The following is a 21776-nucleotide window of genomic DNA, read 5'->3' as shown; positions in this document are numbered from 1 at the left end:
GATGAGGCGGCCTTAGGCCGCCTCACCGAACAACGACATCTGTTCAATGCTGGCCTGCTGCTCGCGTGCCTGCAATCGAGCTTTGAGCTGGGCACCCCATGCGCGATAGACCGGCGGTGGCTCCTTGATCATCGACGCGACCACGACGTTCGCGTGCACGAGAGCCTTGGCAACACCAGGGCAAACCGAGTTGCCAATCATGCGGGTTTGCGAAGTACGCGTGAGTGGCTTACCATCGTGCACGGCCTCCAGGATGTAGTCATCCGGGAAACCCTGACCACGGGCAAGTTCGCGAGGGGTCAGCATGCGGAGTCCGATATCTACCACGACGTATGCGCCCACCGTCACGATCTCGCGATCATCCCAGCAGCCGAACTCCCGCAGGAAATCGGCAACTTTGCGAGCCTTCTCTAAGAGCTCGGGAGCGAGCGGCGGTAGGCCGCCTTTCACATCGGCGAGGCCGAAGCGATCGCGAGTTGTGATCGTGTGAATCGGATCGCTGACCGGGGTGTCCTGGTCAGAGCCGTAATAGGCGACGAGGGACGCTCCCACAGTCCCGATGTGGTTGCCCTGTGCAGTTGCCGTCGGCATCGGATCAGTTGCGGTCGAGGACCGCATGTCCGAGCCCTTCATGTTGATCACATGCGGTGCCGTGACCATGTGGGTCTCGACTACGCCATGACGTGGGGCTCCCGCCATAACCGTGTGGATCGGCTCGTCCGGCATCTGGCCAATGCTGTTCTCCTGGAACTTGGTCAGATGAGCGGCCACGACGCTCTGGGTGCAGCCCTTGCCAACGATTGTTGAGAGGGGCTCGTCAGCCGCGTGGCCGATCACGCCGGTGTTGTTCTGCGCGAGGAACGTGGCGACCATGCCAGTCTTGCCGCCGCCGCCGGCTGTCGCCGCGCCAACAGGCTCATCAGCAGCTGATCCGATAGACGCGCCAAAATGCCGGATCATCGATACGGCTGCTAGCGAGCCTCCATTCGCATCGGGAACGATCGTCGGGGTGGGGCGGTCAATCGGGTAGGTGCGGGGCTCCTGGCCAGCGCGCTCGCCATAGCGGGGCACCAGATAAGGAGCGATGACGGCGTTCTGATCCTTCCGGCTTGCAGTGATCGTATGCAGAGGCTTTTGAGGGGACCGATTGAGGCCGCCCTGCTGAGCATAGGTCATGACCGGCGCGACGAGCCCCATCGGAACGCCACACCCAGGACGCTTTTCGAAGCTATTGGCGGTGACTGTCGGTAGCGGGTCGTTCGCAGCGGATCCGACGGCGCCCTGGCGGAACTTCGTCATGAAGGGCTGTACGAGTGCCTTCTCGCCGCGATTGGCCGCGGTGATTGTGCGGATAGGGTCGCTGATGCTCTCCGACCGATCTCCGCCCTGGTGTGTGAGGGAGACCAGAAACGGTTCCTTGGCATCAATCACGTATCTGCGCACCCCTTTCGCTATGCGAGCTAGGGTGGCACGTTCCAGCGGACGCTTCGTCTGAATGCCAGTCTCAGCCTTGAAGCGCAGTGCTTCAGACTTCGACATGAATATCGACGGGCAGGGACGTTCCCAGTCGATGATTTCGGCGGCCGTGCGCCAGGGCAGGAGCTTGCCGGATTGCACGTCGGCACTCTTGGGGTCACCATGCGTCGGAACCGGCCACACGATGGGCTTACCGTCGCAGCGTGCGACCATGAAGAGACGCTTGCGGATCGTTGGATCTCCAAAATCGCATGCGCGGAGCTCTTTCTTTTCGACGCGATAACCCAAGCGTTCGAGCTTGGAGACCCACTCCGCAAAAGTCTGGCCTTTGCGCTTCGGGCAAGGCATTCCTTCGGGCGTCAGCGGACCCCATTCGGCAAATTCTTCGACGTTCTCAAGAAGGATTACTTTGGGCCGAACGACCTTCGCCCAGCGCACAACAACCCATGCTAAGTCACGGATATTCTTAGCTTTTGGCTTGCCGCCTGCCGCGCGGCTGTGGCTCCGGCAATCTGGGCTGAACCACCCTAGACCGACGGGCCGACCATTCGTATATTTGCGCGGATCGACACGCCAAATGTCATGGCGAACGTGGATCGTTTCAGGATGGTTGGCCTCATGCATTGAGAGGGCTTCGCCATCGTGGTTGATAGCGACGTCAGGCTGGCGTCCAAGCGCCATTGCAATCCCGGTAGATGCTCCGCCACCTCCAGCGAAACTATCTAAAATTAGGCCCCCTACAAGTGCATCGAGTGCACTTTGTTGGTGTTTATGGTTGTCGAATTGCGGCTTTTGGGTGCCGGTCCCCGCTAAGTCGTTGTCATTGTTGGCGGACAGATCCGACATATGGTTGTCGATGTCGGCGTAATTGCTTGTTTCTTCCGCGAGTAGTGCGAGTGCGGCAGCATTTGCGGCGTAGCGAGAATAGGCAGGATTGTTCCCGGACATTGAGAATCCTCAACGGGTTAAGGCAGCAGCCAATGATTTCTGGGGTTTTAGGTTTGGATCTTCTGCTTACGTCAGAGGAGAGGAAGCACTTTCCTCATATCCTCTTCGATCCTGTCGATCAGAGCGTCGTCCTTGCGGTGAAGAACGAAGGCCGGATGAAATGTCGGAATGAGCGGAGCATCGCAGGCGCGTGTGCTCAGGGTCTGGCCGCGGTTCTCTGTCAGGCCTTCCAAATGGGCGATGCCCCAAAGCGCTGTTGAGCCCATCGCCAAGATCGCCTTCGGCTTCATCTCACGCAGAAGGCGCCAGGTAGCTCGTAGATCTGCCGCAAGATCCTCAAGCAGATAGCGGCCGCGATAGGAAGGCAGGTTGGGGTTGGCGATCGTCTGGTCGAGGGTGAAGAAATTCAGAATATCGTTGTTACGACGCTTGCCGTCCTGATTGGCACTCCACGCCGGCTGGTGAGCGAAGCAATTCGTGATGAGTGTCTCGTCGCGGTTGATACCGACACGCTCGAGGACCTTATTGAGCAGATCGCCGGCCGGTCCAGTGAATGGGACGCCATTGATGATCTCCTGGCGCCCAGGGGCCTCCCCGATAATGGCAAGGCCATTCCAGGAAGATGTCGGGAGTTGGGGGCTGATGGGCCCGGCTTGCGTTCCGGGTGGGAGATAACTGCGCATGGCTTTATTGGTCCTGCCATCTGGGTTCGGGCTTGAGTTTTAGCCCGTTCACAGGTGATCTCAGAGTGTCTGGTTTTGGGGTTTGCCACCAATCTGGCTTACTGGTTGCCATGGCTAATTCAGTGAACCGTGATGGGCGCGAGAAGACCTTTGAAATGGAAGATCTTCTCCACTTCGGCATCAGCGACAAACGGCTCGACCTTATGAGTGGAGCCTTCCTGCCTGACTGGGAAGTAACCAGTAACGCTGCTGCTATCCGTATAGGCACCGAGAACGACAACGAGCTCGCTGGCGCTGGTTTTCGGGTCCTCGAAGTATGCCGGTGTCACTATGGCATAGGACGTTGCCTTGTGAACCCGCAGGATCGATGCGTAGCTGTCGCGGAGGTACTCGTTGACGGTATCCTCATCGTCACAGCTGGAGGTGATCTCCTCAACGAGGTCAGATGCAACGCTGATCGAGCGGATCACGTCCTGGGGATCAAGCATCAGCATCGTATGCTGCAGCTCATGCTTATTCTGCACAAGCTCCAGCACCTTCTCGGCTGCGCCTGATATTAACTTTTTCAGTTCGGCGTCGTCAGCCATCAACAAACTCAAATCGTAAATCGTTGATGTCAAAAATGAACTTTTACGCGCAACAATTCAAGCGTTTGCAGGCCGGATCAGGCCGCTATGCCAAAGGAAATTGGGATAGGATCGAAGCGGGTTTCTCTCCAAAGGCGAATTAACAATTCGGCACGTTCACAAACGATGGCATTTCTCAGGATTTCGGCTCGGCTATGAGCGCCTATTCTCCTCAGGATGGCTTCCGCCGCGGCCTGCTCGGACAGGTCTGGTGAGCGGGAGGCTTTCTCAATCAGGCCGGCCGGGTCGTGGTGCTTCCCAAGCCAGTGGCGAAACTCGTCCTCTTTGCAGAGGAGAACAATCCTCTGCATTGTTTTCCGGCGCTGTTCAGGGGCGTAACCAGTATGGTCGACGTCGTCGGTCGGATCGGGCTGGGCTGATATCCTGATTTGCGTTCCTCTTTTCGAATAGAGGATCTCGTTGGCAAGAGAATTCGGAAGAACTGCGAACGCAAGGGAGACCAAACCGTTTCCGAGATCACTGATTGGCAGCCGCTGGGCTTTCGTTGCGCCCATGAGCGGACCAGTATCAGTGATCACCGCGACGGCGAGCCTAAAGTTGCTGCGTGCGGGAGCGAACTTCAGGTCGTCGGGAATGTCAGCCGGCCGAACCGCAACGGTAAACGAGAACAGTCCGTCGCCGTTATCCTTCGTGGCCCGTTTCTCACCCAAGAAGACTGAGGTGGGCCTATCAACGAAAATGGCCGGCTGGGACCGGCCATCTTGGGGAGGGGAGAGATAGTTCATCATCGAGAGCACATCCTCTGTCATTTGTGCCCCTGGACCTCGTCTATTCGAGACCGAAGTCTCGACCTCTCCTTCTGCCGAGTGCAGGCATAGATGAATCATCCATGCGCTCTGCCGATCCGAACAATTTGAGAGCCTGATCGATGACGCTCCGGGGATTTTGCTTTGTGCCGAACGGGAGATAGTCCTTGAGGACGTTTACCTGAGCCTTATCCTGAGAGACGGCTGCTGCGCGTCCAGCTGGAGATGGATTTGGAACCTCCGCTCCAAAGAAATAGGAGGAGGCCTCCTGACGGACATAGTTGCCGGCCGAAGCGAATCCCATGTTGTCGAAGAGCTTTCCGGCTGCGCCGAAGATGCTTGTTCCGGCACTGGAGACGGCTGAGCCGATTGTCTGGCCGACGGAAGTCTCGCCGATACGGTCGGACAGAGACTTCCCGGTGATCGCATAGAGGCCAAGGTCAACGGCATCGTAGGCCAAGAGAGCGGTTCCGATCCCCGGGATCATTCGTGAACCGGCTTTTGCGGCAAAGCGAGCGGCAACCTTTGATGAGATTTTGTCGGCAGCCCAATCCGTGGCTGACCCTACGCCCTGGGAGACAAGTCCAAGAGCAGCATCTGAAACAGTTTGGCGATCCATCAGCATGATCAATCCCTTTCGGCTCCGGAGTAGCGGCCCGGAGCGGGAAGCTGCCTAAGGGGCGGAGCGATTGCTTTTGGCGGAGGGGGCAAACTCGCGATGAAGGCGTCGATTGCTGCGGGATCGGCGGAGACAATCTCGCCCTCCTTTCCCTTTTGGGACCTTTCCGCATGCTTCTTGTGCGAGGCGTATCCCGCCTTCAGCCCTCGGATGAGCCCAGCAGTTCCTGCAAAGGCGATATCCGCAGCTTCCGTGTTCAGTTCCTGGGAAGCGGAGTTCAGGTTTTCGCGCCCAGGGTCATTTGCAGAGAGCGCCGCATTCTTCAAAGACCTTCCGACCTTGCGCGCCTGGTTCGCAAGGGTGTGGTTCGGGCGCGACTGCTCCCGTTGACGATCGTTTACCTCGGGCTTGTCGCGCGCTTCCTTGGACTTGTCGTCGCCTGCGGCCTCCACTGTCGCCGTTCGAAGGCTTGGTCCAGTAGTCCAGCCATGGGACCAGTCACCATAGATTTCGGAAAGCCGCACAGGGAGATTGTGCCTGGTCTGGTTGATCTGGTCTTCGAGGCTGTCATCGTCCATCGCAGGCGCTCCTAGTCACTGGAGGCCGCTATATACCACAGAAATCCGAATTAAACATCAGGTTCCGAGACGGTGAACCTGAGGAGAGGTCGCCATAAGGGGCGCGAGAAGCGTCCGGCGTTTGGCGCTGGATGACTTGGACAGGGCGACGCGCAACTGGTTTCGTTCATCGATGATGACGCACTTTTGGCGCGCTCGGGTGATCCCGACGTTGAGCATATTGCGGTCAAGCATGTTCGCATTGCCCGGATCCGCAACAACGATAGAGGTATGGAATTCTAAGCCTTGCGACTTGTGGAAGGTGATGCAGTAGGCCTTGGACAGGGTGCCTGTGGCCCTAAGGTCGAATTCGGCCACAACTCCTGCATCGGTTACCACACTTATGGTGCCTTCACTGATGTCCGCGATAGTTCCGGTTTCACCATTGAAGAAGTCCTGATCACGATCGTTCTTTAGCTGCATGACCCGGTCCCCGACGGCGAATTCCCTCCGGCCGGTGATAGCGTCATTGATCGCCTTTGTCCCAACTGGGCCTTCATGACGGGCGGTGAGCACCTGGACATTGTCTACGCCCACTGCGTTTTTGGCCGCGTGCCAGGCCTTGGTCACAGCCAACAGCGTGTCCTTGGGCCCTATCGTCTGGGTATAGAGGATGTCGGGGCCGACCATGGGCATAAGCCCCTTCATGACCCGCTTACCTGAGCTGGGGATCGTAGATCCTGCTCCCGAGCGATGATTCGTGTTTAGGATGACGGAGGGGACCGCCCCCGAAGCAAGGAGGGCTTCAATCGGTTTGCCTCGGCCAATCGGTGCGATTTGCTCCGCATCGCCAATGATAACGAGCCTCGCCGATGGGCGCAGCGCACGGAGGAGGGCAAGGACGAGGGAGTTCCCGACCATGAAGGCCTCCTCCAAGAAGATGAGCCCTTCATCGAGTGGGTTGTCTTTGTTTCGTCCAAACGTGCCATCGATGTACTCGAGCCGGTTGTGGAGCGTGTCTGCGGCCAAACCGGTTTTCTCGTGGATCGTCCTGGCGATCCGGGCGGGAAGGGAGAGGCATAGAGGGACAAGGGCTTGGTCTGCCTCCATCAGGATCGATGCAATGATCTTGATGATGGTCGTCTTCCCGGTTCCCGGTCCGCCGGAGATGATCGTGGTACGGTGAGTGCAGGCGGCTATGACGGCCTTGACCTGGCTGTCGTCGATCTGCGGGATACCCAGACGCGTAGCGTGGCGGATTACATCCGCAGCCGTGACCGAGAAGGGTATCGTTCCAAGCCGCTGCTTGACCTCACTCGCTATGGTTGCTTCCTCATAGAACACCCGATTGAGCATCGCTCGCCGGATACCATGCAGGCTTAGCTCTACGATAAGGCCAGTTTCAAGGGCTTGGCGCCACGCCCACTCGATCTCCTGCATGGATGCGCCGGACGTCGTCGCCATCCGGTCAAGAATCGTCTGGCTGTCAGCGAAGGTGTGGCCGGCCCGCTCGAAGTGATCGAACGCTTCGAGGATTGCGGCTCGGAGCATGCAGCGCCGGTCTGCGCTTTCCGCGGTTCTCCGCCAAAGACGAGCGGCCTTGTCGAAGGAGACGGCGTCGATCTCCGCGTAAAGGCGGAATGGGTCGGTTGCCAAGACGAACGGGAGCCGCCCACCATAGTAGGCTTCCAATGTGTCCTGCAGCTTCGGGCTTATTCCACAAGCATGGAACAAGATCTTCCGGGCTTTACGGGACAGCCAAAGCTCCGGCTGGTCGAGGTCTTCGTAATCTCTGGTGTCTTGGCAATAGCGGTCGATATCAGCGCGTGACAGCCTGATGTGCATTTCAGTCCTGAGCTAGATCTTGTGTTGAAGCCGACCTGCGTCAGGCGAGTCGGCTATCTGACCGGGGTGTGAGGAAGGTGATGATAAGCCCAGTCAGAAGGCAGAATACCGTTACGACGGCAACAGCAACAGTGAGAGGGACAAAGCGGGCGAGCACCACGATCGGTGCAGTGATCACGGTCAGCGTGACAAGTCCGTTGAAGACGAACCTCATCCAATAGCGAACTTCCTTCATGGAGGCTGCGATGAAGAGGGCTGCAAGGATCACGACAAGAACAAGGAGAATGGGATAACGCTCGTTGATCGGGAGAAGCGTGCCGACCACGTATCTTGCCGCGAAGTCAGGCAAGTACGGGGCAGCGATCTCAACCAGGAAGATGAAAGCGAGCGAGGCGCTCTTGAAGCTGTTGGCAATCGCAAATGGTGTGCCGCGCATGGGAACCAACCCTTTTGGGTTTTTATGTGTGCTTATAACCCGACCTTTATGGTAAGAGTTATACCGACCTTCCAACGCATTGCAAATCTTGATTTGCGAAGTTGAGTTCCGCCAAGTTGTCGAAACTTTCCCATGGAGCCTTGTCGCTGATGAACGCCGTAGCCAAAATTAGAGCCGTCCAGGATGAGCCGAAAACCAAGTGCAGCGTGATTTTCCTCAGGAACTCTGACGGCGCCCCTTTCATCCACCACTTCGAGATCTCGGAGCGCGAAATCCAGCAGGGGCGGATCTATGACTATATCCTCGCGTGTTGGGGCTCTGTGGCAGACTATCAGAACCTAAAGCCTGCTCTCTGTCGCCGTGAGGAGCCCACGGGTGATGGATTTCTGGTGACCTACCCGAGCCTCTGCCAGTATGTCGAGCGAAAGCTCCTCGAGGAGGAAACCTCTCGGACCCATAGGGCCTAAGCCATGAGCTGGTTCGAGTCCTCCGGCACCCGGGACAGAAAATACCGCCGCCGCGCTGAACTGGCCCTGTTGGGCGTAATCGGGGTGGTGGGATACCTGAGCCTCACGTTCTTGACGTCAACCGGGGGCGAGTTGGTGATCAGAGTTGTTTTAGGCCTTTCAGTCGTAGTTCTGTTCGGGCTGATTGGCTTGCTGTGCTGGCAAGCGCGGGAGCCTGAGGCCCGCAGAAGACTGGTTGGGCTGGTACGCCACGCACAACCGAGGCGACCTAGGGGGCCAGACGAGGACACGAAGGGCGAATAAGAAAAGGGGGCGGCCGGCGGGCCGCCCCCTTTGTTTTGGTCATACTACCGGATGCTCCGAGCCTTAAGGGCCATCACTCCGCCATGGACCGAAGCGACGATCCTGCTGATGATCCGGCTCTCGAAGGTGCCGAGATTAAGCCGCAGGAGCACGGCCGCGACCGTGATTGCGGTGCCAGCGGAAGCCTCGATCGAAAACTCGGCGAACTTGTAAAGGCCCAGCGCAAGGAGCGCGGCAACTACGAGAGCGCCGATGATGTGTCCGACGATCTCCGGCAAGCCGGCGAGAAACCGGTCTTCCAGCTCGTCGAACTCGTCGTAGCTCTTCCAGAAAACACGCCAGAAGAACGGCGCGAGGAAAGCGAGGATGATGGCGAAGATGAACATGTGATGATCTTTCTTTTAGGGGATTCTAGCGTCCCGATTTTCACACTTCACTAATCAGCAATAACATTTCAAAACAGTCACCAGTGATCTCTGCCCCATAAGAGTTTCCCGGGCCTGTTGTTGTCAACCTAATTCAAAAATCAAAAGCCCTCGCGCCAGCCGGCCGAGGGCTCTTCTTGATTATAAAACGATGTGGCTAGGGGCCAGCGGAGAAGGCTCTGACCGTCTGCGTGGTCGAAGCCGCCCCGGGGATGTTCGGAATCCCCTTGGCGCCCCCAAGGGAATTCTTCGCGGCACCTTTGAGGAAATCCCAGACCTTGGGACCGGCAAACCCGGCTCCCCTGCCTGCCAGGCCTCCAGCGCCGAGGGCAACTGTGCCGCCCAGAGAGGCCGCCACACGGGCTCCATGCATGATGCTCGAGACAGCGCCCGCAGCGAACGAGTTTTCGCCGGCCATGCCCTGGTAGCTGGATATCGATGCGGCAAGGCTGGGGGCGGCCCGCATAATCGAAGCGGCCATTGTTGCGGTAGCAAAGGAATAGATCAGGAAGTAGATGGCGTTGCCCATTCCCTGTGCGCTGCCGATCGAAATAGCGGTCGGATTACCCGCCTTCTCAATTCCCTGGGCGAGAACGAAGAGCACGATAGCCGACAGGAGGCCCGACATGACGAGCAGAATTGAACCGTAGAAGAAGCTCCGGAGAGCATTGGTGAATGTCTTCTGGGTGGTCTTGTAGACCCACGCATACGCAAGGAAGGGAGCGAAGGCCACGAAAAAGCCCATGCGAACCAGCGCCTCTACGATCTGGAAGGCGAAGAGCAAGAGAGCCAGCCAGTAAAGCCCAAAGACGATGAAGAAGAAGATCGAGAGGGCGAAACTGACTATTGTGCTCCTTGCTGAGGAGTCAGCCGTTTCGATTTTGCTTGCTGGTTCCGAACCTTTCTTGATTGCTTCGTTGACGGTCAGATGGACAGCGCAAACCAGCTTGATCACGCTCTCGCCGGCCCGGATGATTTCCTGATCGGTTCCGCTGATCCGATCATACCGGCACACACCGGTGGATTTGTTGTTCTTGAAGGCGTTGTTTCCAACATTGGCCAGCTTTGTTCCGAGTTCCCCACCGAGAGACATGGACGGCACGAGAACATAGGGGCGGACGATTTCGGTGTAGACGGATCCGGTTCCAATGAGCGTGATCACGAAGGTAAACCGCATTACCAGCCAGAAGATGTCGTTCCATCCGCCCGACCGGGAGATCCAGAACAGCCTGCCGGCGATCAGCAGCGCAAAGACGATGCTGAAGATAAGCCCCATGAGCTTTGCTGCCTCCGTGCCGAACTTGTTGATGAGAGCGGGACCGATGCGGCCGGTGATCTCAACAACGCGGGCGACGCCGTCGCAGCCCCAGCATTCCTGAACCTGGAGATCCGGGCGAGAGGACAGATCGGAGGTGTCGGTTCCCTCCGCGATGTTCTGGAACGGGTCGGAAACCTCGGTAGGGGTAGAGGCTCCGTTCCGCATCTTCTGAGCCATCGCGCAGATCGTGGTTCCGTTGATGTCTGAGAAGCCGGAGCATTTGCCGGACTGAACCATCCTTTGACAGTTGCCTGTACCAAGCTGAATGCAGGCCATGATCATCGCGCCGTCGACCGGCTGGCCGTCGAAGGTCCCCATTTGTTGAAGCTGGCGCACGACGGCAGTGTTGGCTCCTTGGTTGGTGAGGTTGGCCCACACCCTTACCTGCTCGTCTAAGCCTGCGTTCGCATATTCCTCGGGCGTGTAGCCGGCGGCAGCCAAATTGGAGCGGTTGAGCTGAAAAACGCCTGTGCAGCAGCTACCGTTATAGATGCCGGCATTACCTGAGGATTCGAACATCCCGAGGTTGCCCATCTGGTCGGCATACTGCCGCAGGCTCGGATTGAGATTGGAGTTGCGAACGGCGTTGGCGATGTCGCTGGCCGAGTAATTCGTCTTGGGACCGAGTTGCGACTTCCCAGCCCAAGCCTCTGACATGAAGCCGACATATCCGACCATGAGGATCGCCAGGAAGGCAATCCAGCGTAAGGGGGCGCTCATTCTCATTCAGCCGATACCGTGGTTGCGTTCTCAAATCATCGGCCCTTGCACAAAAAAAGGGCCGACGCCATATCGTGGGTTACCACGGCGTCAGCCCTCTTTCTATCCGGATATGCTTTTTATTTCGCCATATTGGCCTTTTACTTCGCCTCGGTTGTTACCCGATCTTCACCGTCGCGGTGCAGCCGTTGAGTGGACGGCCGTTTCGAAGAGCGCGAACAGTGACGGTCCGTTGCTTTGGGTCATAGGCGGCGTAGGTGGCGTTCTTGCGCGGGTCGAGGCCAGAGGGATCGCCTGGCGGGACAACAAGGAAGCAACCCGTAGTCCGTGTGGTCTTAGAGCCGCTTGGGCCGGTAACCACAACCCGCAGAGGGCAGATCCCGTGGAGGTCCGTGCTCGATGCCGAGTTCGCGCCGTTATCACACCGACGAGCGATGTTGATCAGGCTGACGGTGATCTGTTCCTGACCATCCGTGAAAGTGTGGGACAGGAACTCGGCCGGAGCGTTGCCGGTCTTAAAGCGGGGATCCTTTAACTCATCGCGGAAATACCGGTTGTTGTCGGCAATAAGGTCACCCCAGATCTGCAACATTGCGGGGGGCGCAGCGGACGGCGTGGTCAGATTGTTGTAGGTCAGGACCTGCCAATCCTGAGCCAGAGCAGCGCCGGACAGAGCGAAGGTCGCTGCGAGAAAGGTCAAAAGGGTCTTCATCATCGTGGATTCCTACCTGGGGAATTAAAAGGTCATATCCTCAACTCCTGCTTCGGGAAAGGAAGCAAGGGCATTGCTCTAATGGAACTGCTTGAACGTGCACAGATTGGCTTCGATGATATCGTTAATGTAGACGTTCGGGCGCCGTTCTGATCCGTCGTTGGTTCGATTGATCCGGCTTTTGGCATAGCTGATCAGAAGGCTGAGCTTGGCGCGGGTCATCGCCACATAGGCCAAACGCCGCTCCTCCTCAAGGTCGGTATCGGGGCGAACGACAGGGAAGATCCCTTCCTCCCAGCCGACCAGGTAGACATAATCGAACTCCAGGCCCTTGGCCGCGTGAATCGTGCCGAGCCAGACGGCATCATCGACAGAGCTGTCCGTCTCCAGCAAACTCATCGAGTCGACGAAATCCTGGATGTTCGTCTGCTCCTTGGCATGGAAGAGGTACTGCTCGACCCGCTCCTCGATGGCCGAAGCCTGCTTGCGGAACTGATCGGCCTTTTTGCGGTCCGACTGGTTCTCGGCCTTCTCGCGGAGTTCCTGGACATGTTCTTTGATGCCGCACTCAGCGATGACCTTCTGGATTACTTCGTCGAGCGGGACACCAAGGCGGTAGTCGTCACCGATCTCGTCGATGAACTCGATGAAGGCCTTGACCTTCTCAATGGCGGCCTTGCGGATAGCGCCATTCCGAATCTGGTCCGCCAGGATGTCGATCATCGGAAGCTCGGTGATCCGGGCGGTATCCGACAGCTTCGCGAGGCTCTCCTTGCCGAACCCTCTGGGTTTGGCGTCAATCGCATATTCGAAGGCGGCGTTGTCGCAACGATTCAGCATCAGGCGGAGATACGCCGAGAGGGTCTTGATCTCCGCAGTCTGGTTGTACTTGCGCCCTGCCGTAACGGTGAAGGGGACTCGGCGCATGGTCAACGCCGGCTGGAAGCCGTTGAGCTCCATGGAGGCGCGGGAGATGATCGCAATCTGGCTCGGGCGGATCCCGGCTTTGAGCTTGCGCTCGATGTCGTCGACGATCCAGGAGACCTCCCCCCGATCTTCCGAGAATTCATGGACGAGAACAGGGCTACCCTGGGTCCCCTTGGTAAAGAGGGCCTTGCCGTGGCGGCTCTCGTTTCCGGCGATCACATGGTTCGCGGCATCAAGGATGGCACGGGTCGAGCGGAAGTTCTGCTCCAGGCGAATGATCCGGGCACCTGGGTAGCGGTCGGCGAAACTGAGAATGTTGTCGATGTTGGCGCCCCGGAAGCTATAGACCGATTGGTCGTCGTCTCCGACGCAGGTGAAATAGCAGCCCTGCCCGTGGTCGGTGATCAGGTCGAGCCATTCCTGCTGAATGTCATTGGTGTCCTGATACTCGTCGACCAGGACGGCACGCCAGAGTGTCTGATAGTACCGGCGAACGGCCTCGTCGTCGCGCAGAAGGTCCCGGCACTTGATCAGGATATCGTTGTAATCAACCGCGTTCATGCGCTCTTTGGAACGCTCATAGCGGTGGTACATCTGCTCGATTCCGTGAGGCGTCAGGAATGTGCCGCGGTTAAAGTTCGGCGGGAAGCCGCGACCGGTTTTCTTGGCCTCGATGCAGTCGAGGATGAACGCATAATCGACTTGGCGGCGGGAGTCGGTGGAATCCGGGGGAACAATGTGCTCGCCATAGGACAGGCTGGCATAGCAATCCTTGACGACGTTCTTCTGGTCGTCAGCGTCGAGGACGGAAAAGTTGGACTCCAGCCCGGCGCGATCGGCATTGTCCCGGAGGAGGCGAGCCGAAATGGCGTGGAAGGTGCCGACGTCCATGGCTTTCGCCACCGGGCCCATCATGGCGGCAAGACGGTGTTTCATCTCCTGGGAGGCTTTACGGGTGAACGTAACAGCCAGGACCTGATGGGGCTGAACTCGCTGGGAGCCCACGAGAAACCCGATGCGGGAGGTAAGGGACTTCGTTTTGCCAGTTCCGGCGCCGGCCAGGATCAGAAGGGGATGAATCCCGTGGGTGACGGCAGCCTCCTGGATCTCGATGAGGCTGGTAAGGGCTTTGACGCGGGATTCCTCAGCATCGAAGACCGCAGCATGCCCAAGGGAGCTATGATCTTCGATCTCGGAGAAAACATCGTCCTCCAGAGCATAGTCGGGGGTTGAAGGCAGGAACGGGGTCTCGGACTCGTCGAGATCAAACTGATCAAAGGGATTGGCAGAAACGAGATCGAGAGACATGGGAACCCATCCTTCTAACCTCCGGTGGGCTCTAGGGCCCTCTCGGGACTTCGTACGGCGACTTTTTGGGTGGCGGGCTCGTGGCGTGCCTCTGTGCCGATAAGCGCGATGAGGCGGCCCGCCCTGACAGCGACGTCAGGACGTTTGCCAGCGATGTCGATGAATCGGTAAACCCGGCCGCCCACGTTCACCGCGCCCTCCGGAGTCAGTGCTCCGATGATCACGGTGTCCGCTGATCCTGTATCGGTGGTCGGGTGGACCGTCTTAGTCTCGAAATCGACAAAGACGATCCGGCCCTCGGCCGTCAGAACTTTTGGGGTTTGGGTTCCCGCCACTTTCAAATCTCGATTGAACCGTCACGCCAAAGCGCTGCGAGCTGCGGCGCAATCACCGCTTTTGCGCTTCCGTTGCCCTTGAACTCGATTCCGGCAATTTCTTCACCGTCGAACCGGAAACGGACGATCAGCTTGTTGTCACGGTCGACGATGTCTGCACTGCGACGGGCCAGATCCTTGCCGTTCGCGTCATACTCTTTCAGGACGTGAGCGCCCATCAGGCCGCCTTCGGATGGCTCGGCTATGGAAATGCGCTTCAGGGTGAACTGGTCGCCAAGCTGCCGCTCGAGGCTGGAGATGATGCTGGCTGGCGTCTGCTGGCCTTCAACGGCGTATTGCTCGACGACCACTTTGGTAACGACGACGCGCGATCCTGAGTCATTGGGTTTGGGCTGGGGGACCATAGCTAGGAAACCTTCACGTGGCTTGTTGGAGGGGTGGGAAACTCGATCCGTCGAGGAGACGAGGCGAAGGGTCATGCGGCAAGCTCGCTGGGAGCAGCCAGCTCGGGATTCACTTCCGCCGCGTCGGCGGGAGCAAAATTGAAACGATTGAAGTGGTTGCCGCGCTTGATGGAGATGTAGGGAGATCCAGAATCCCCCTCATTGTCCGCGCGATACTGAAGACGGCCGCTCAAGGTAACCCAGTCGCCCTCTTTGAGAACGCCCTGGATCTCATCGGTGATGATTTCCTTTGAGTAGACCACGATCCGGTGGTTCTCGTCCTTTTCCACGACAGAGGCTTTCTGAGAGCCCTTTCCCTTGGTGAAGGACGCCTTGGTCGTGAGGGTAAACTCAGCAATCATCCCTCCCGAACCGTCGAAGGATTTAATGCTGATATCGCCCTTCACGATCCCGCAGAGGGAGATTTGATTAAGCCAAGACATGGCTTTCTCCGTTGATTCGCAAATCAAGAAACTTGGTAGCTCATAATCCGTGTATACCCCGCTCAAGCGCGAAGTGTAATGCAGAAATAACGCTTCTTATTTCGTGCGCCGGATTAGATGGTTAATAGTCGCGGGGATCACACATCCCTGGCAAAGCGCCGGCGGGATTTGGAGCACAAATCGATCCAGCGGGCCTCGTCGGCCTTGTCGTAGGAGACGCGGCGAACGTTGAAATCAATGGTGACAGACCGGCGGGAGATTGTGGCGACGAGCGCAACGCGCTGATCCTCGATTTTCTCCGGATCTCCATTCCAGTCGCGATCGGCAACTGTGTGGGAGAAGGTGACGGACTTTGTCTCCGGGTCAGAGCGGAGGAGGGCCGCTGCGGCACTGGCGAAAGCCTCAACCAGGGCCAAGGCTCGCATATCGGCTCCGTCGAAGCCGGTGAAATCGGGATCCGTGCCAATGGCGCGCTGATAGACCCGACGGGTGACATGAACCGAGCGGCCATCCCATTCACCTACAGTGAAGAAAGCCTGCTGGCGGGTCTGAACATCCTGCATCATGGTCTGCCTCCTTTGAAACGAAAAAGCCCCGGCCGAGGGCCGGGGCTGATGGTCACCAGATTGTTAGAAGAGGTTACATCCCGACCCCATTTTGCTGGGCCCTGGCAACCACACGGAATTTGTCATTGGCTGCCAGCTTAGAGAGCTTCGTTTCCAACTCGCGCTTGTCATTGTCCGCGAGGGCAACGGAGATCTCTTCAGGGGATTTAGCACTTTTTTGCTCGTACTCGCTTGGGTGCCTCACAACTCCATACTTGAGAGCAATCTGAGCCGCCGTCAGACCATTGAGGTCGTCGCGGGTCAGAGTGTTGGCCTTTCCGGCTTCAACGTTTTCGATGAACGCCCCCATTTCGCCGGTCTTCATGATGACCGTGGCCGGACGAGAGAAGGACGCAACGCGAACCATCGGGCTGGACTGTGGGTCCATGCCACCGTCAGCGTTGTAGCCGTTGCTCTCGAAGACTCCGTCCTCACCCTGGAAGCCGACACCCACCGGGCTGATGGTGTTTCCGCCGCGGCCGGTCTTGGCCGTGATGGTTCCCATTTCGCGGGTGAGGGCGACATTCGCCGTGAAATTCAAGAACTCCTCAGGGTTCGGCGAGAGGGTGGCGACCGGACGGGTCTGACCGGACTCAACCGCGATTAGGGCTGACACGTCCTTGTCGTTGGCGGCGGCGAGCACGACGCTCTTCGCCGTCTCGGTAGCCATCTGCAAAACCTTGGTCCGGTTCGCAGCCATCTCGTTCTTGCCAAAGCCCTGGGCTGAGACCATGGAGCCGCTGCCGTTGTTGATGGCATCGAACAGAGCGTCGACAGCCTTGTCGGACAGACCCGAAGCGTCCCGGTCAGGGGAGAATGCCACGAACTTCGCCCCATGCTTCGAAGCTGCCTCGATCACAGCCTCACCAATGCCCTTTTCGGCGGTGGTGTGGATGATCGCTCCCTTGTCACGGGCCTCGACGACAAGCTGCTCGATAGCGCCCTTCGTCTTTGCTCCGATCTCATTGTCGTGACCGATGATCGCAACAGCGTTGCCTACAGACGGCTCTCCGTAGACCACGACAGGCAGGGCGCGAGCCTTGGCGAAGTCCGACGTCAGGTCATAGCGCATATCGTTCTGCTTCGCTGCCTCAACCTTCATGGATGAAGCGAGAAGCAGGGCCTCCAGAGCGGCCGGGTTGCGAAGCTTTTCGACACCACCCCGGAGGGCAGCAGCGACCGGGCGAAGGGATGCCATTTCCTCCTTGCTGAGCGTCACGACGTTCTTGCCGGACCGCGACGCGAACTCGACCACATCGCCCAAGGTCGAGAATTGCTTCTGAATGACCTCGAGGTTCTTGATGCCGCACACTTGGGCCAGAGCGAGGCTGTTGACCGTGGCGATGGTCTTCTGCTCCGGGCTGATGCCAGGAGTTTCCGGATTGATGAGACCGGCAGCGCAGCTCTGGATTTCACGGCGAGCTCGTTCCTGAGGGGTCGGAGCACCCATGACGGCAGTCTTGTAGGCTTCCTCCAAGTTGACCGGAGCGCCGGCGTTGTCCCGAACCTCGATCTGCTTGCCCCCTTCGACACCGCGCCGGACGTGCTGGCAGGTGTTGTAGTCGTTCTGCTCAAGCCCGAAGACGGCGACCTTGTTGGAGATGGACTGGGCGACCTGCCAGCCGATCATACGGGCCTGGTTGTCGGATTTGCCATCCGGATGCAGGACGATGAGCTTGCCACGGGCGGCGCGCTGACCCTCACGGGAGTACAGATCAAAGGCTTCATCCGGCTTGGACGGGTTCGGCACAGTGATTTGCATCTTGCGCTCGTTGAACGACTTGGCGCCGTTCTCCCCGACAATCTTCATCCGGGTGGTCTTGGCAGAGACCGTGGCGTTGATCACGCCAAAGCCGTTCTTCTCGGCCGCCTCAGTCAGAGCCTTATAGGACTTGGACTTGTCATCCACGGTGACGACGAGGCTGGTGCGGGTGTGGGGCGGAAGAGCCTTGTTGGCCACCGCGATTTGAGCCACGTAGTCATTGATGGCGCCGGCATTCTTATAGAAGCGGGAGCCTTCAACGGCGACCGTCGGGAACTTCAGCCCGCTGGTTTCGGGGCCGAAGAGGGCAGGGCGGATCGTCATCTTCACCGGGACGATCTTGCCGTCCTCGGCCTTCTTGTAAGACGCCATCTCGACCGGGCGGGAGAAGTCCTCCCGGATCTGCTTGGCGGCGTTCGCGATTGCGGTGCGGGATGGCACGTTCGGACCAGCCGAGGCTGCAAACGAGACCCAGGCTTCGGCAATCAGCGCCTGCTGACGGGAAGCCATGACGAAATCAGTCCGGTCCATCTGCTGCGAGGCGTGGCGGCCCATGGCAGCCGTGATCGCATTGCGCTCCAGGCCGCTCTTCTGAAGGTCGGCCAGGGCCTGCTTCTGGCTCTGGAAGAGGTCTGAGGCGAGAACCTCCTTGGCGAGCGCATTGAGGTCAGCCGTGAACCTGTGCTTCTCGGCCCGGTCAGAGCCGCTTGCCACCAGCTGGTCGTAGTTTTCCTTCTGCTTGTCCATGTCGGTACGCAGGATCCACTCGGGGCGGTCCTTGGTGCCGTCGAGGACGCCCATGGCGGCATTGTCGATGAAGGCCGCGAACATGCGGCGCTCCTTCTCGTCAGAAATTACCTCGGAGATCATCGAGCCGAGGCGCAGGCGGTTGTAGACGGCCTGCTCAAAAGTCTCGTTGCCGACAAACGGGTCTGCCGCCTGCTGTGCCGGGGCTTTGCCCTCCGGAGCGAAAGAAGAACGAAGGATCTGGCGGGTCATCTGCTCGCGGCGGTCCGCGGAGACATCCTTGATGTTCCCGAGCTCATCCTCGTCATCTTTGAAGGGAACGGTCGTATCGGCATAGATATCGCCGACAGCCTTGTTAAGGGTGCGATAGGCCTGCGTGTTCCGGAGGCGAACAACCGTCGAGTCGCTGTCATCAGTGATGATGTGGCCCTGAGCGGTACCGATCGCCTCATTGACGAGCCGGGTAAGGACCTGATTGGTCTGGGCTACCGTGAGGTTCTTCGGCATCAGGTCCGTCAACTGGCGCTTGGCCATCGTGACATTCATGGTGCCTTCGATCTGACGGGGGGTCAGGTCGACGTCGCTGGCCTCAAGAGCCTGATTGGCACGGTCGCGCACCTGGCCACGGCCCTGCTCGGCCGAGAGGACGCCACGGGTGGCGACAGCTGCGATGGTGCGAAGCTCATTCCAGTAGGAAGCGCGAGCAAGCTCGTTGTCCTGGGTCAGGGACTGCTCGATGTGGAATGCGAAGGAGGCAGCCTTATCACGGTCGCTGCCGAACTGCGGGCGGTTGGGGTCCTGGATCGGGTGACGATCGCCGATGGTGATGACAGTAATGTCTCGCCGGAACGGGGCATCGGAGTGGTTCAGGAAGGACTTAGCGCTCATCGGGAGTTTGCTCCTGGCACGATGAAAAGAACAAAGGGTGGATGGGGTATCCCGGCAAAACGAATTATAACGCAGTTTTGCCACTTTTCATATCGGTTTCGTCACTTGATCTGTTATCTGAGGCGGAAAAGCAGGTATTTTTTGCGGGCGATCTCCTCCAAATGGTCGAGTGTCCAGCCTTCCTGCCGGAAATCGTCCAAATCATATCCGGGCTCGATATCCTCTGCCCGAGCGCCCCTTGCATTAGGGAGCGCGGATCGTGGCATCCGAATTAAAGTGATGGACCTTGCCTTACTCCGCAGGAACTGGGACGCATAACTGAGACCGGCGGCGTCCATGTCCTGGGCAATGAACAGGTCCCGGCCTTCCAACGGGTCAAGATCGGCCATGTGGACCTTCCGAGAACCTCCAAGGGTGGTGGTGGTCCACGGGATGGCGCCGCCGAAGATCTCCGAAGGCCGGGTAATAAGCTTCTTGGCAGCCTCGGCGGTCTTTTCCCCTTCGACGGCGAGGACAGGGCACTCACCATCGTCCAGGTGAAGATCGTACATCGGGTGCGGATCCGGAGGGGCATATCGGATCCACTGCACCTTGCCCTTAATCATCCAGGGGGTGAGGGGCTTGATATCTTTGCCGCCTTCTGGGTCATCGAAACGCACTGTGTAAAAGCACTCGCGGCCATGCCTGTCGTGCCAAGACCACACCCCATTGTTGTTCTTGAGGAGGAATGAAGGCGGTTTTCCCTGTTGGGACGTGCCCGCGTAGATCGCGCCGTCCGGGAGCCCCTTCTTCTTCCGGCGCTCCATGGGCGCAACGCGCTGGCGCGGTTGGGTGCCATCACACCGCAACTCGCGCTTCTGGGTGCGTCCGAGCTGCCTGGGCTCGATCTGGTACTTGCTCCGGAGCCTATCGAGGATAACGGTCTGGGCGCAGGCTGCCCGACAGTAGAGGAGAAGTCGGTCTCCCTTTTGCGTAATGACGAGGGACGGCTTGCGGTCATCATGGGCGGGACACAGCGTTTCCCATTCGTCGTCGCTGTAGCGGCGCTCCTTGCCACTTCCGATCTGTTTGGCAAGGTCACCTGCGGAGAGCTTGAGGTTCTCTGACATTGTACTCAACGAGCTTTCGGGGTTTTCACTTTCCCCTGGTTCCAAGGGATTATTGATGGGAGCACAGAAAAAGCCCCGCAGGATGCGGGGCCCGTTTAGGCCTACGCCGCTTGGCCTATGCCAAGGATATGTTGACGGCGCTTTTCGATGAACGTGTCCATCGTGTCGAAGTAATGCTTGATGTCTTTCGCACCGGCAGAAGTGCCCGAGATGATGTTCTCGTTAGAGGCACGCTTCCGGAAGTCGGCCATGTGAGCCTTCATCGTGGCTACATCTTCGACTGTTGTGACCCAGTTCTTCCGGGCCTCATTGATTTGCGAGAAGATGTTCTTCCAGCGCTCAGGGATACCAACTTCGATCAGGTTTCCCTGTGGAATGATCAGCCGGAGGTGCTCGGAGAGCGGATCGGTGAGGGTGCGGACATCGACGGAGGCCTGATTCAGGGCGTTATCGAAGTCGTCCGCCGGCCCGGGCTGGGAGGCATGCTGCGGCTGGGCGGTCGGTGCCACTGGAGCGTGTTCCGGTGCCTGGCGTGACAGGCCGCTGGTGACATTTGGCTCGTGATGCTGTTGAGGACGGGACGACGGTTGTTGGGCCGAAGCCTGTGTCCTCGGCTGCGGCGACTGGGACTGAGGCTGGGGCCGCGTCTGCGCCTGGGGCCGAGATTGGGATTGGACCTGCTGCTGAGGCGGATTCTGGGGCTGGCCGACGTCATTGGCGATCACGACGTCCGAGGTGGGACGGGTTTCCTCGTCCGCCTCATCATCCAAAGGTGGCACGTAATCATAATCGTACCGCTGCGTACCGTCCTTCTCCATGCCGCGGCCGAAGATGTTGCCGAGGAGGGTTGCAGCACGCTTGATGGCGTCCGTTCCGGCGGCTTTTAGGGCCAGACCCTCGGCTTCCACAGAGTTTGGATTGTCGGCGCGCCGGATCGCGTCACCGGCGCCGACGCCGTCGCGGAAGGTTTCTCTTCCGTCAGGGAATTTGACGGTCAACCGAACAGTGACCCAGGCCGATGCGACCCGAGCTTTGTAAACCTCCTGCTTGTTCTGTTTGAAGCTGACGAGATCCTGCTCCCAAACACGGGATTCCTGATTGAGAATCTCCGCGCTCCAGTTCTCCGGACCGAAAATCTCGTCCAGTTTGGTCGCGTCGTACTCCATTTTGACATAATAGAGCTTCGACCGATTATCGCCTTGGCGGTCCTTTTTGTTCTCGTTGGCGACCTTTTCTTTTAAAGCTCTCACGACGTCTGAGTTAGTGCGTGCAGGCATTTGAACCTCTAAAAATTGATCTGAAATCAG

At 58.6% G+C, this 21776-nt stretch carries 19 protein-coding genes; 1 reads left to right on the top strand and 18 read right to left on the bottom strand.

Translation table 11 applies throughout. The features are described from left to right. Nucleotides 1–12 precede the first annotated feature (12 nt). The 8 genes from OCW50_RS15300 to OCW50_RS15265 all read right to left on the bottom strand — a co-directional run bounded on the left by OCW50_RS15300 (nucleotide 13) and on the right by OCW50_RS15265 (nucleotide 7957). Nucleotides 13–2424 carry a DNA cytosine methyltransferase gene (locus tag OCW50_RS15300; RefSeq protein ID WP_262298152.1) on the bottom strand — a complete coding sequence of 804 codons (2412 nt, stop codon included), beginning with the start codon at nucleotides 2422–2424 and terminating at the stop codon, nucleotides 13–15. A gap of 71 nt (nucleotides 2425–2495) precedes the next feature. After that, nucleotides 2496–3107, bottom strand: coding sequence for a uracil-DNA glycosylase family protein (locus OCW50_RS15295; RefSeq protein WP_262267004.1), 612 nt, complete (start codon nucleotides 3105–3107; stop codon nucleotides 2496–2498). 119 nt (nucleotides 3108–3226) lie between these two features. After that, entirely contained in the window at nucleotides 3227–3694 is a 468-nt protein-coding gene (locus OCW50_RS15290) for a hypothetical protein (protein ID WP_262267003.1), read from the bottom strand. Between the two features lie 77 nt (nucleotides 3695–3771). Beyond that, complete coding sequence (locus tag OCW50_RS15285) at nucleotides 3772–4482, bottom strand: hypothetical protein (protein ID WP_262267002.1); 711 nt, start codon at nucleotides 4480–4482, stop codon at nucleotides 3772–3774. Nucleotides 4483–4522: 40 nt separating this feature from the next. Further along, nucleotides 4523–5131, bottom strand: a complete 609-nt coding sequence (locus OCW50_RS15280) for a hypothetical protein (protein ID WP_262267001.1) — start codon at nucleotides 5129–5131, stop codon at nucleotides 4523–4525. Then, a complete protein-coding gene (locus OCW50_RS15275; RefSeq protein WP_262267000.1) occupies nucleotides 5128–5697 on the bottom strand; it encodes a hypothetical protein in 570 nt (189 codons plus the stop codon). The genes OCW50_RS15280 and OCW50_RS15275 overlap by 4 nt, the downstream gene beginning before the upstream one ends. A gap of 57 nt (nucleotides 5698–5754) precedes the next feature. Beyond that, on the bottom strand, nucleotides 5755–7521 hold the full coding sequence (locus OCW50_RS15270; protein WP_262266999.1) for an AAA family ATPase: 1767 nt from the start codon (nucleotides 7519–7521) through the stop codon (nucleotides 5755–5757). 40 nt (nucleotides 7522–7561) lie between these two features. Then, nucleotides 7562–7957 carry a hypothetical protein gene (locus OCW50_RS15265; protein ID WP_262298151.1) on the bottom strand — a complete coding sequence of 132 codons (396 nt, stop codon included), beginning with the start codon at nucleotides 7955–7957 and terminating at the stop codon, nucleotides 7562–7564. Nucleotides 7958–8106: 149 nt separating this feature from the next. Here OCW50_RS15265 and OCW50_RS15260 point away from each other — a divergent pair, with 149 nt between their 5' ends. After that, nucleotides 8107–8424 carry a hypothetical protein gene (locus OCW50_RS15260; RefSeq protein ID WP_203447121.1) on the top strand — a complete coding sequence of 106 codons (318 nt, stop codon included), beginning with the start codon at nucleotides 8107–8109 and terminating at the stop codon, nucleotides 8422–8424. 347 nt (nucleotides 8425–8771) lie between these two features. On the opposite strand, the gene OCW50_RS15255 is transcribed toward OCW50_RS15260, so the two are convergent. The 10 genes from OCW50_RS15255 to OCW50_RS15210 form a co-directional block, all read right to left on the bottom strand. Then, entirely contained in the window at nucleotides 8772–9113 is a 342-nt protein-coding gene (locus OCW50_RS15255; RefSeq protein ID WP_262266997.1) for a hypothetical protein, read from the bottom strand. A 196-nt stretch (nucleotides 9114–9309) separates the two neighbouring features. Beyond that, complete coding sequence (locus tag OCW50_RS15250) at nucleotides 9310–11190, bottom strand: hypothetical protein (protein ID WP_262298150.1); 1881 nt, start codon at nucleotides 11188–11190, stop codon at nucleotides 9310–9312. A gap of 157 nt (nucleotides 11191–11347) precedes the next feature. Continuing rightward, nucleotides 11348–11905 carry a hypothetical protein gene (locus tag OCW50_RS15245; protein WP_262266995.1) on the bottom strand — a complete coding sequence of 186 codons (558 nt, stop codon included), beginning with the start codon at nucleotides 11903–11905 and terminating at the stop codon, nucleotides 11348–11350. Nucleotides 11906–11980: 75 nt separating this feature from the next. Next, nucleotides 11981–14137, bottom strand: coding sequence for an ATP-dependent helicase (locus OCW50_RS15240; protein ID WP_262266994.1), 2157 nt, complete (start codon nucleotides 14135–14137; stop codon nucleotides 11981–11983). 337 nt (nucleotides 14138–14474) lie between these two features. After that, nucleotides 14475–14951 carry a hypothetical protein gene (locus OCW50_RS15235; protein WP_262266992.1) on the bottom strand — a complete coding sequence of 159 codons (477 nt, stop codon included), beginning with the start codon at nucleotides 14949–14951 and terminating at the stop codon, nucleotides 14475–14477. After that, complete coding sequence (locus tag OCW50_RS15230) at nucleotides 14948–15358, bottom strand: single-stranded DNA-binding protein (protein ID WP_262266991.1); 411 nt, start codon at nucleotides 15356–15358, stop codon at nucleotides 14948–14950. Before OCW50_RS15230 ends, OCW50_RS15235 begins: the two co-directional genes overlap by 4 nt. 137 nt (nucleotides 15359–15495) lie before the next feature. Further along, complete coding sequence (locus tag OCW50_RS15225; RefSeq protein ID WP_262266990.1) at nucleotides 15496–15924, bottom strand: hypothetical protein; 429 nt, start codon at nucleotides 15922–15924, stop codon at nucleotides 15496–15498. A gap of 73 nt (nucleotides 15925–15997) precedes the next feature. Then, nucleotides 15998–19360, bottom strand: a complete 3363-nt coding sequence (locus tag OCW50_RS15220; RefSeq protein ID WP_262298149.1) for a hypothetical protein — start codon at nucleotides 19358–19360, stop codon at nucleotides 15998–16000. Between the two features lie 113 nt (nucleotides 19361–19473). Further along, nucleotides 19474–20469 (bottom strand): hypothetical protein, encoded by a 996-nt coding sequence (locus OCW50_RS15215; RefSeq protein WP_262298148.1) that lies wholly within the window; start codon nucleotides 20467–20469, stop codon nucleotides 19474–19476. Between the two features lie 101 nt (nucleotides 20470–20570). After that, nucleotides 20571–21746: a Rad52/Rad22 family DNA repair protein gene (locus tag OCW50_RS15210; protein ID WP_262266986.1), complete on the bottom strand. Its 1176-nt coding sequence runs from the start codon at nucleotides 21744–21746 to the stop codon at nucleotides 20571–20573. Between the last annotated feature and the right edge of the window lie 30 nt (nucleotides 21747–21776).

The organism is Microvirga sesbaniae, assembly GCF_025460805.1.
Classification (GTDB): domain Bacteria; phylum Pseudomonadota; class Alphaproteobacteria; order Rhizobiales; family Beijerinckiaceae; genus Microvirga; species Microvirga sesbaniae.
Note: the sequence above shows the minus strand (reverse complement) of the source record. Positions and strands in the feature narration are given on the sequence as shown.

What these genes read in the sequence shown, in the direction of transcription:
- OCW50_RS15255 (WP_262266997.1), bottom strand. Translation starts at nt 9,113, where the DNA reads ATGTTCATCTTCGCCATCATCCTCGCTTTCCTCGCGCCGTTCTTCTGG.
- OCW50_RS15210 (WP_262266986.1), bottom strand. Translation starts at nt 21,746, where the DNA reads ATGCCTGCACGCACTAACTCAGACGTCGTGAGAGCTTTAAAAGAAAAG.
- OCW50_RS15275 (WP_262267000.1), bottom strand. Translation starts at nt 5,697, where the DNA reads ATGGACGATGACAGCCTCGAAGACCAGATCAACCAGACCAGGCACAAT.
- OCW50_RS15295 (WP_262267004.1), bottom strand. Translation starts at nt 3,107, where the DNA reads ATGCGCAGTTATCTCCCACCCGGAACGCAAGCCGGGCCCATCAGCCCC.
- OCW50_RS15250 (WP_262298150.1), bottom strand. Translation starts at nt 11,190, where the DNA reads ATGAGCGCCCCCTTACGCTGGATTGCCTTCCTGGCGATCCTCATGGTC.
- OCW50_RS15215 (WP_262298148.1), bottom strand. Translation starts at nt 20,469, where the DNA reads ATGTCAGAGAACCTCAAGCTCTCCGCAGGTGACCTTGCCAAACAGATC.
- OCW50_RS15225 (WP_262266990.1), bottom strand. Translation starts at nt 15,924, where the DNA reads ATGATGCAGGATGTTCAGACCCGCCAGCAGGCTTTCTTCACTGTAGGT.
- OCW50_RS15240 (WP_262266994.1), bottom strand. Translation starts at nt 14,137, where the DNA reads ATGTCTCTCGATCTCGTTTCTGCCAATCCCTTTGATCAGTTTGATCTC.
- OCW50_RS15285 (WP_262267002.1), bottom strand. Translation starts at nt 4,482, where the DNA reads ATGATGAACTATCTCTCCCCTCCCCAAGATGGCCGGTCCCAGCCGGCC.
- OCW50_RS15270 (WP_262266999.1), bottom strand. Translation starts at nt 7,521, where the DNA reads ATGCACATCAGGCTGTCACGCGCTGATATCGACCGCTATTGCCAAGAC.
- OCW50_RS15235 (WP_262266992.1), bottom strand. Translation starts at nt 14,951, where the DNA reads ATGACCCTTCGCCTCGTCTCCTCGACGGATCGAGTTTCCCACCCCTCC.
- OCW50_RS15300 (WP_262298152.1), bottom strand. Translation starts at nt 2,424, where the DNA reads ATGTCCGGGAACAATCCTGCCTATTCTCGCTACGCCGCAAATGCTGCC.
- OCW50_RS15290 (WP_262267003.1), bottom strand. Translation starts at nt 3,694, where the DNA reads ATGGCTGACGACGCCGAACTGAAAAAGTTAATATCAGGCGCAGCCGAG.
- OCW50_RS15265 (WP_262298151.1), bottom strand. Translation starts at nt 7,957, where the DNA reads ATGCGCGGCACACCATTTGCGATTGCCAACAGCTTCAAGAGCGCCTCG.
- OCW50_RS15260 (WP_203447121.1), top strand. Translation starts at nt 8,107, where the DNA reads ATGAACGCCGTAGCCAAAATTAGAGCCGTCCAGGATGAGCCGAAAACC.
- OCW50_RS15230 (WP_262266991.1), bottom strand. Translation starts at nt 15,358, where the DNA reads ATGTCTTGGCTTAATCAAATCTCCCTCTGCGGGATCGTGAAGGGCGAT.
- OCW50_RS15245 (WP_262266995.1), bottom strand. Translation starts at nt 11,905, where the DNA reads ATGATGAAGACCCTTTTGACCTTTCTCGCAGCGACCTTCGCTCTGTCC.
- OCW50_RS15220 (WP_262298149.1), bottom strand. Translation starts at nt 19,360, where the DNA reads ATGAGCGCTAAGTCCTTCCTGAACCACTCCGATGCCCCGTTCCGGCGA.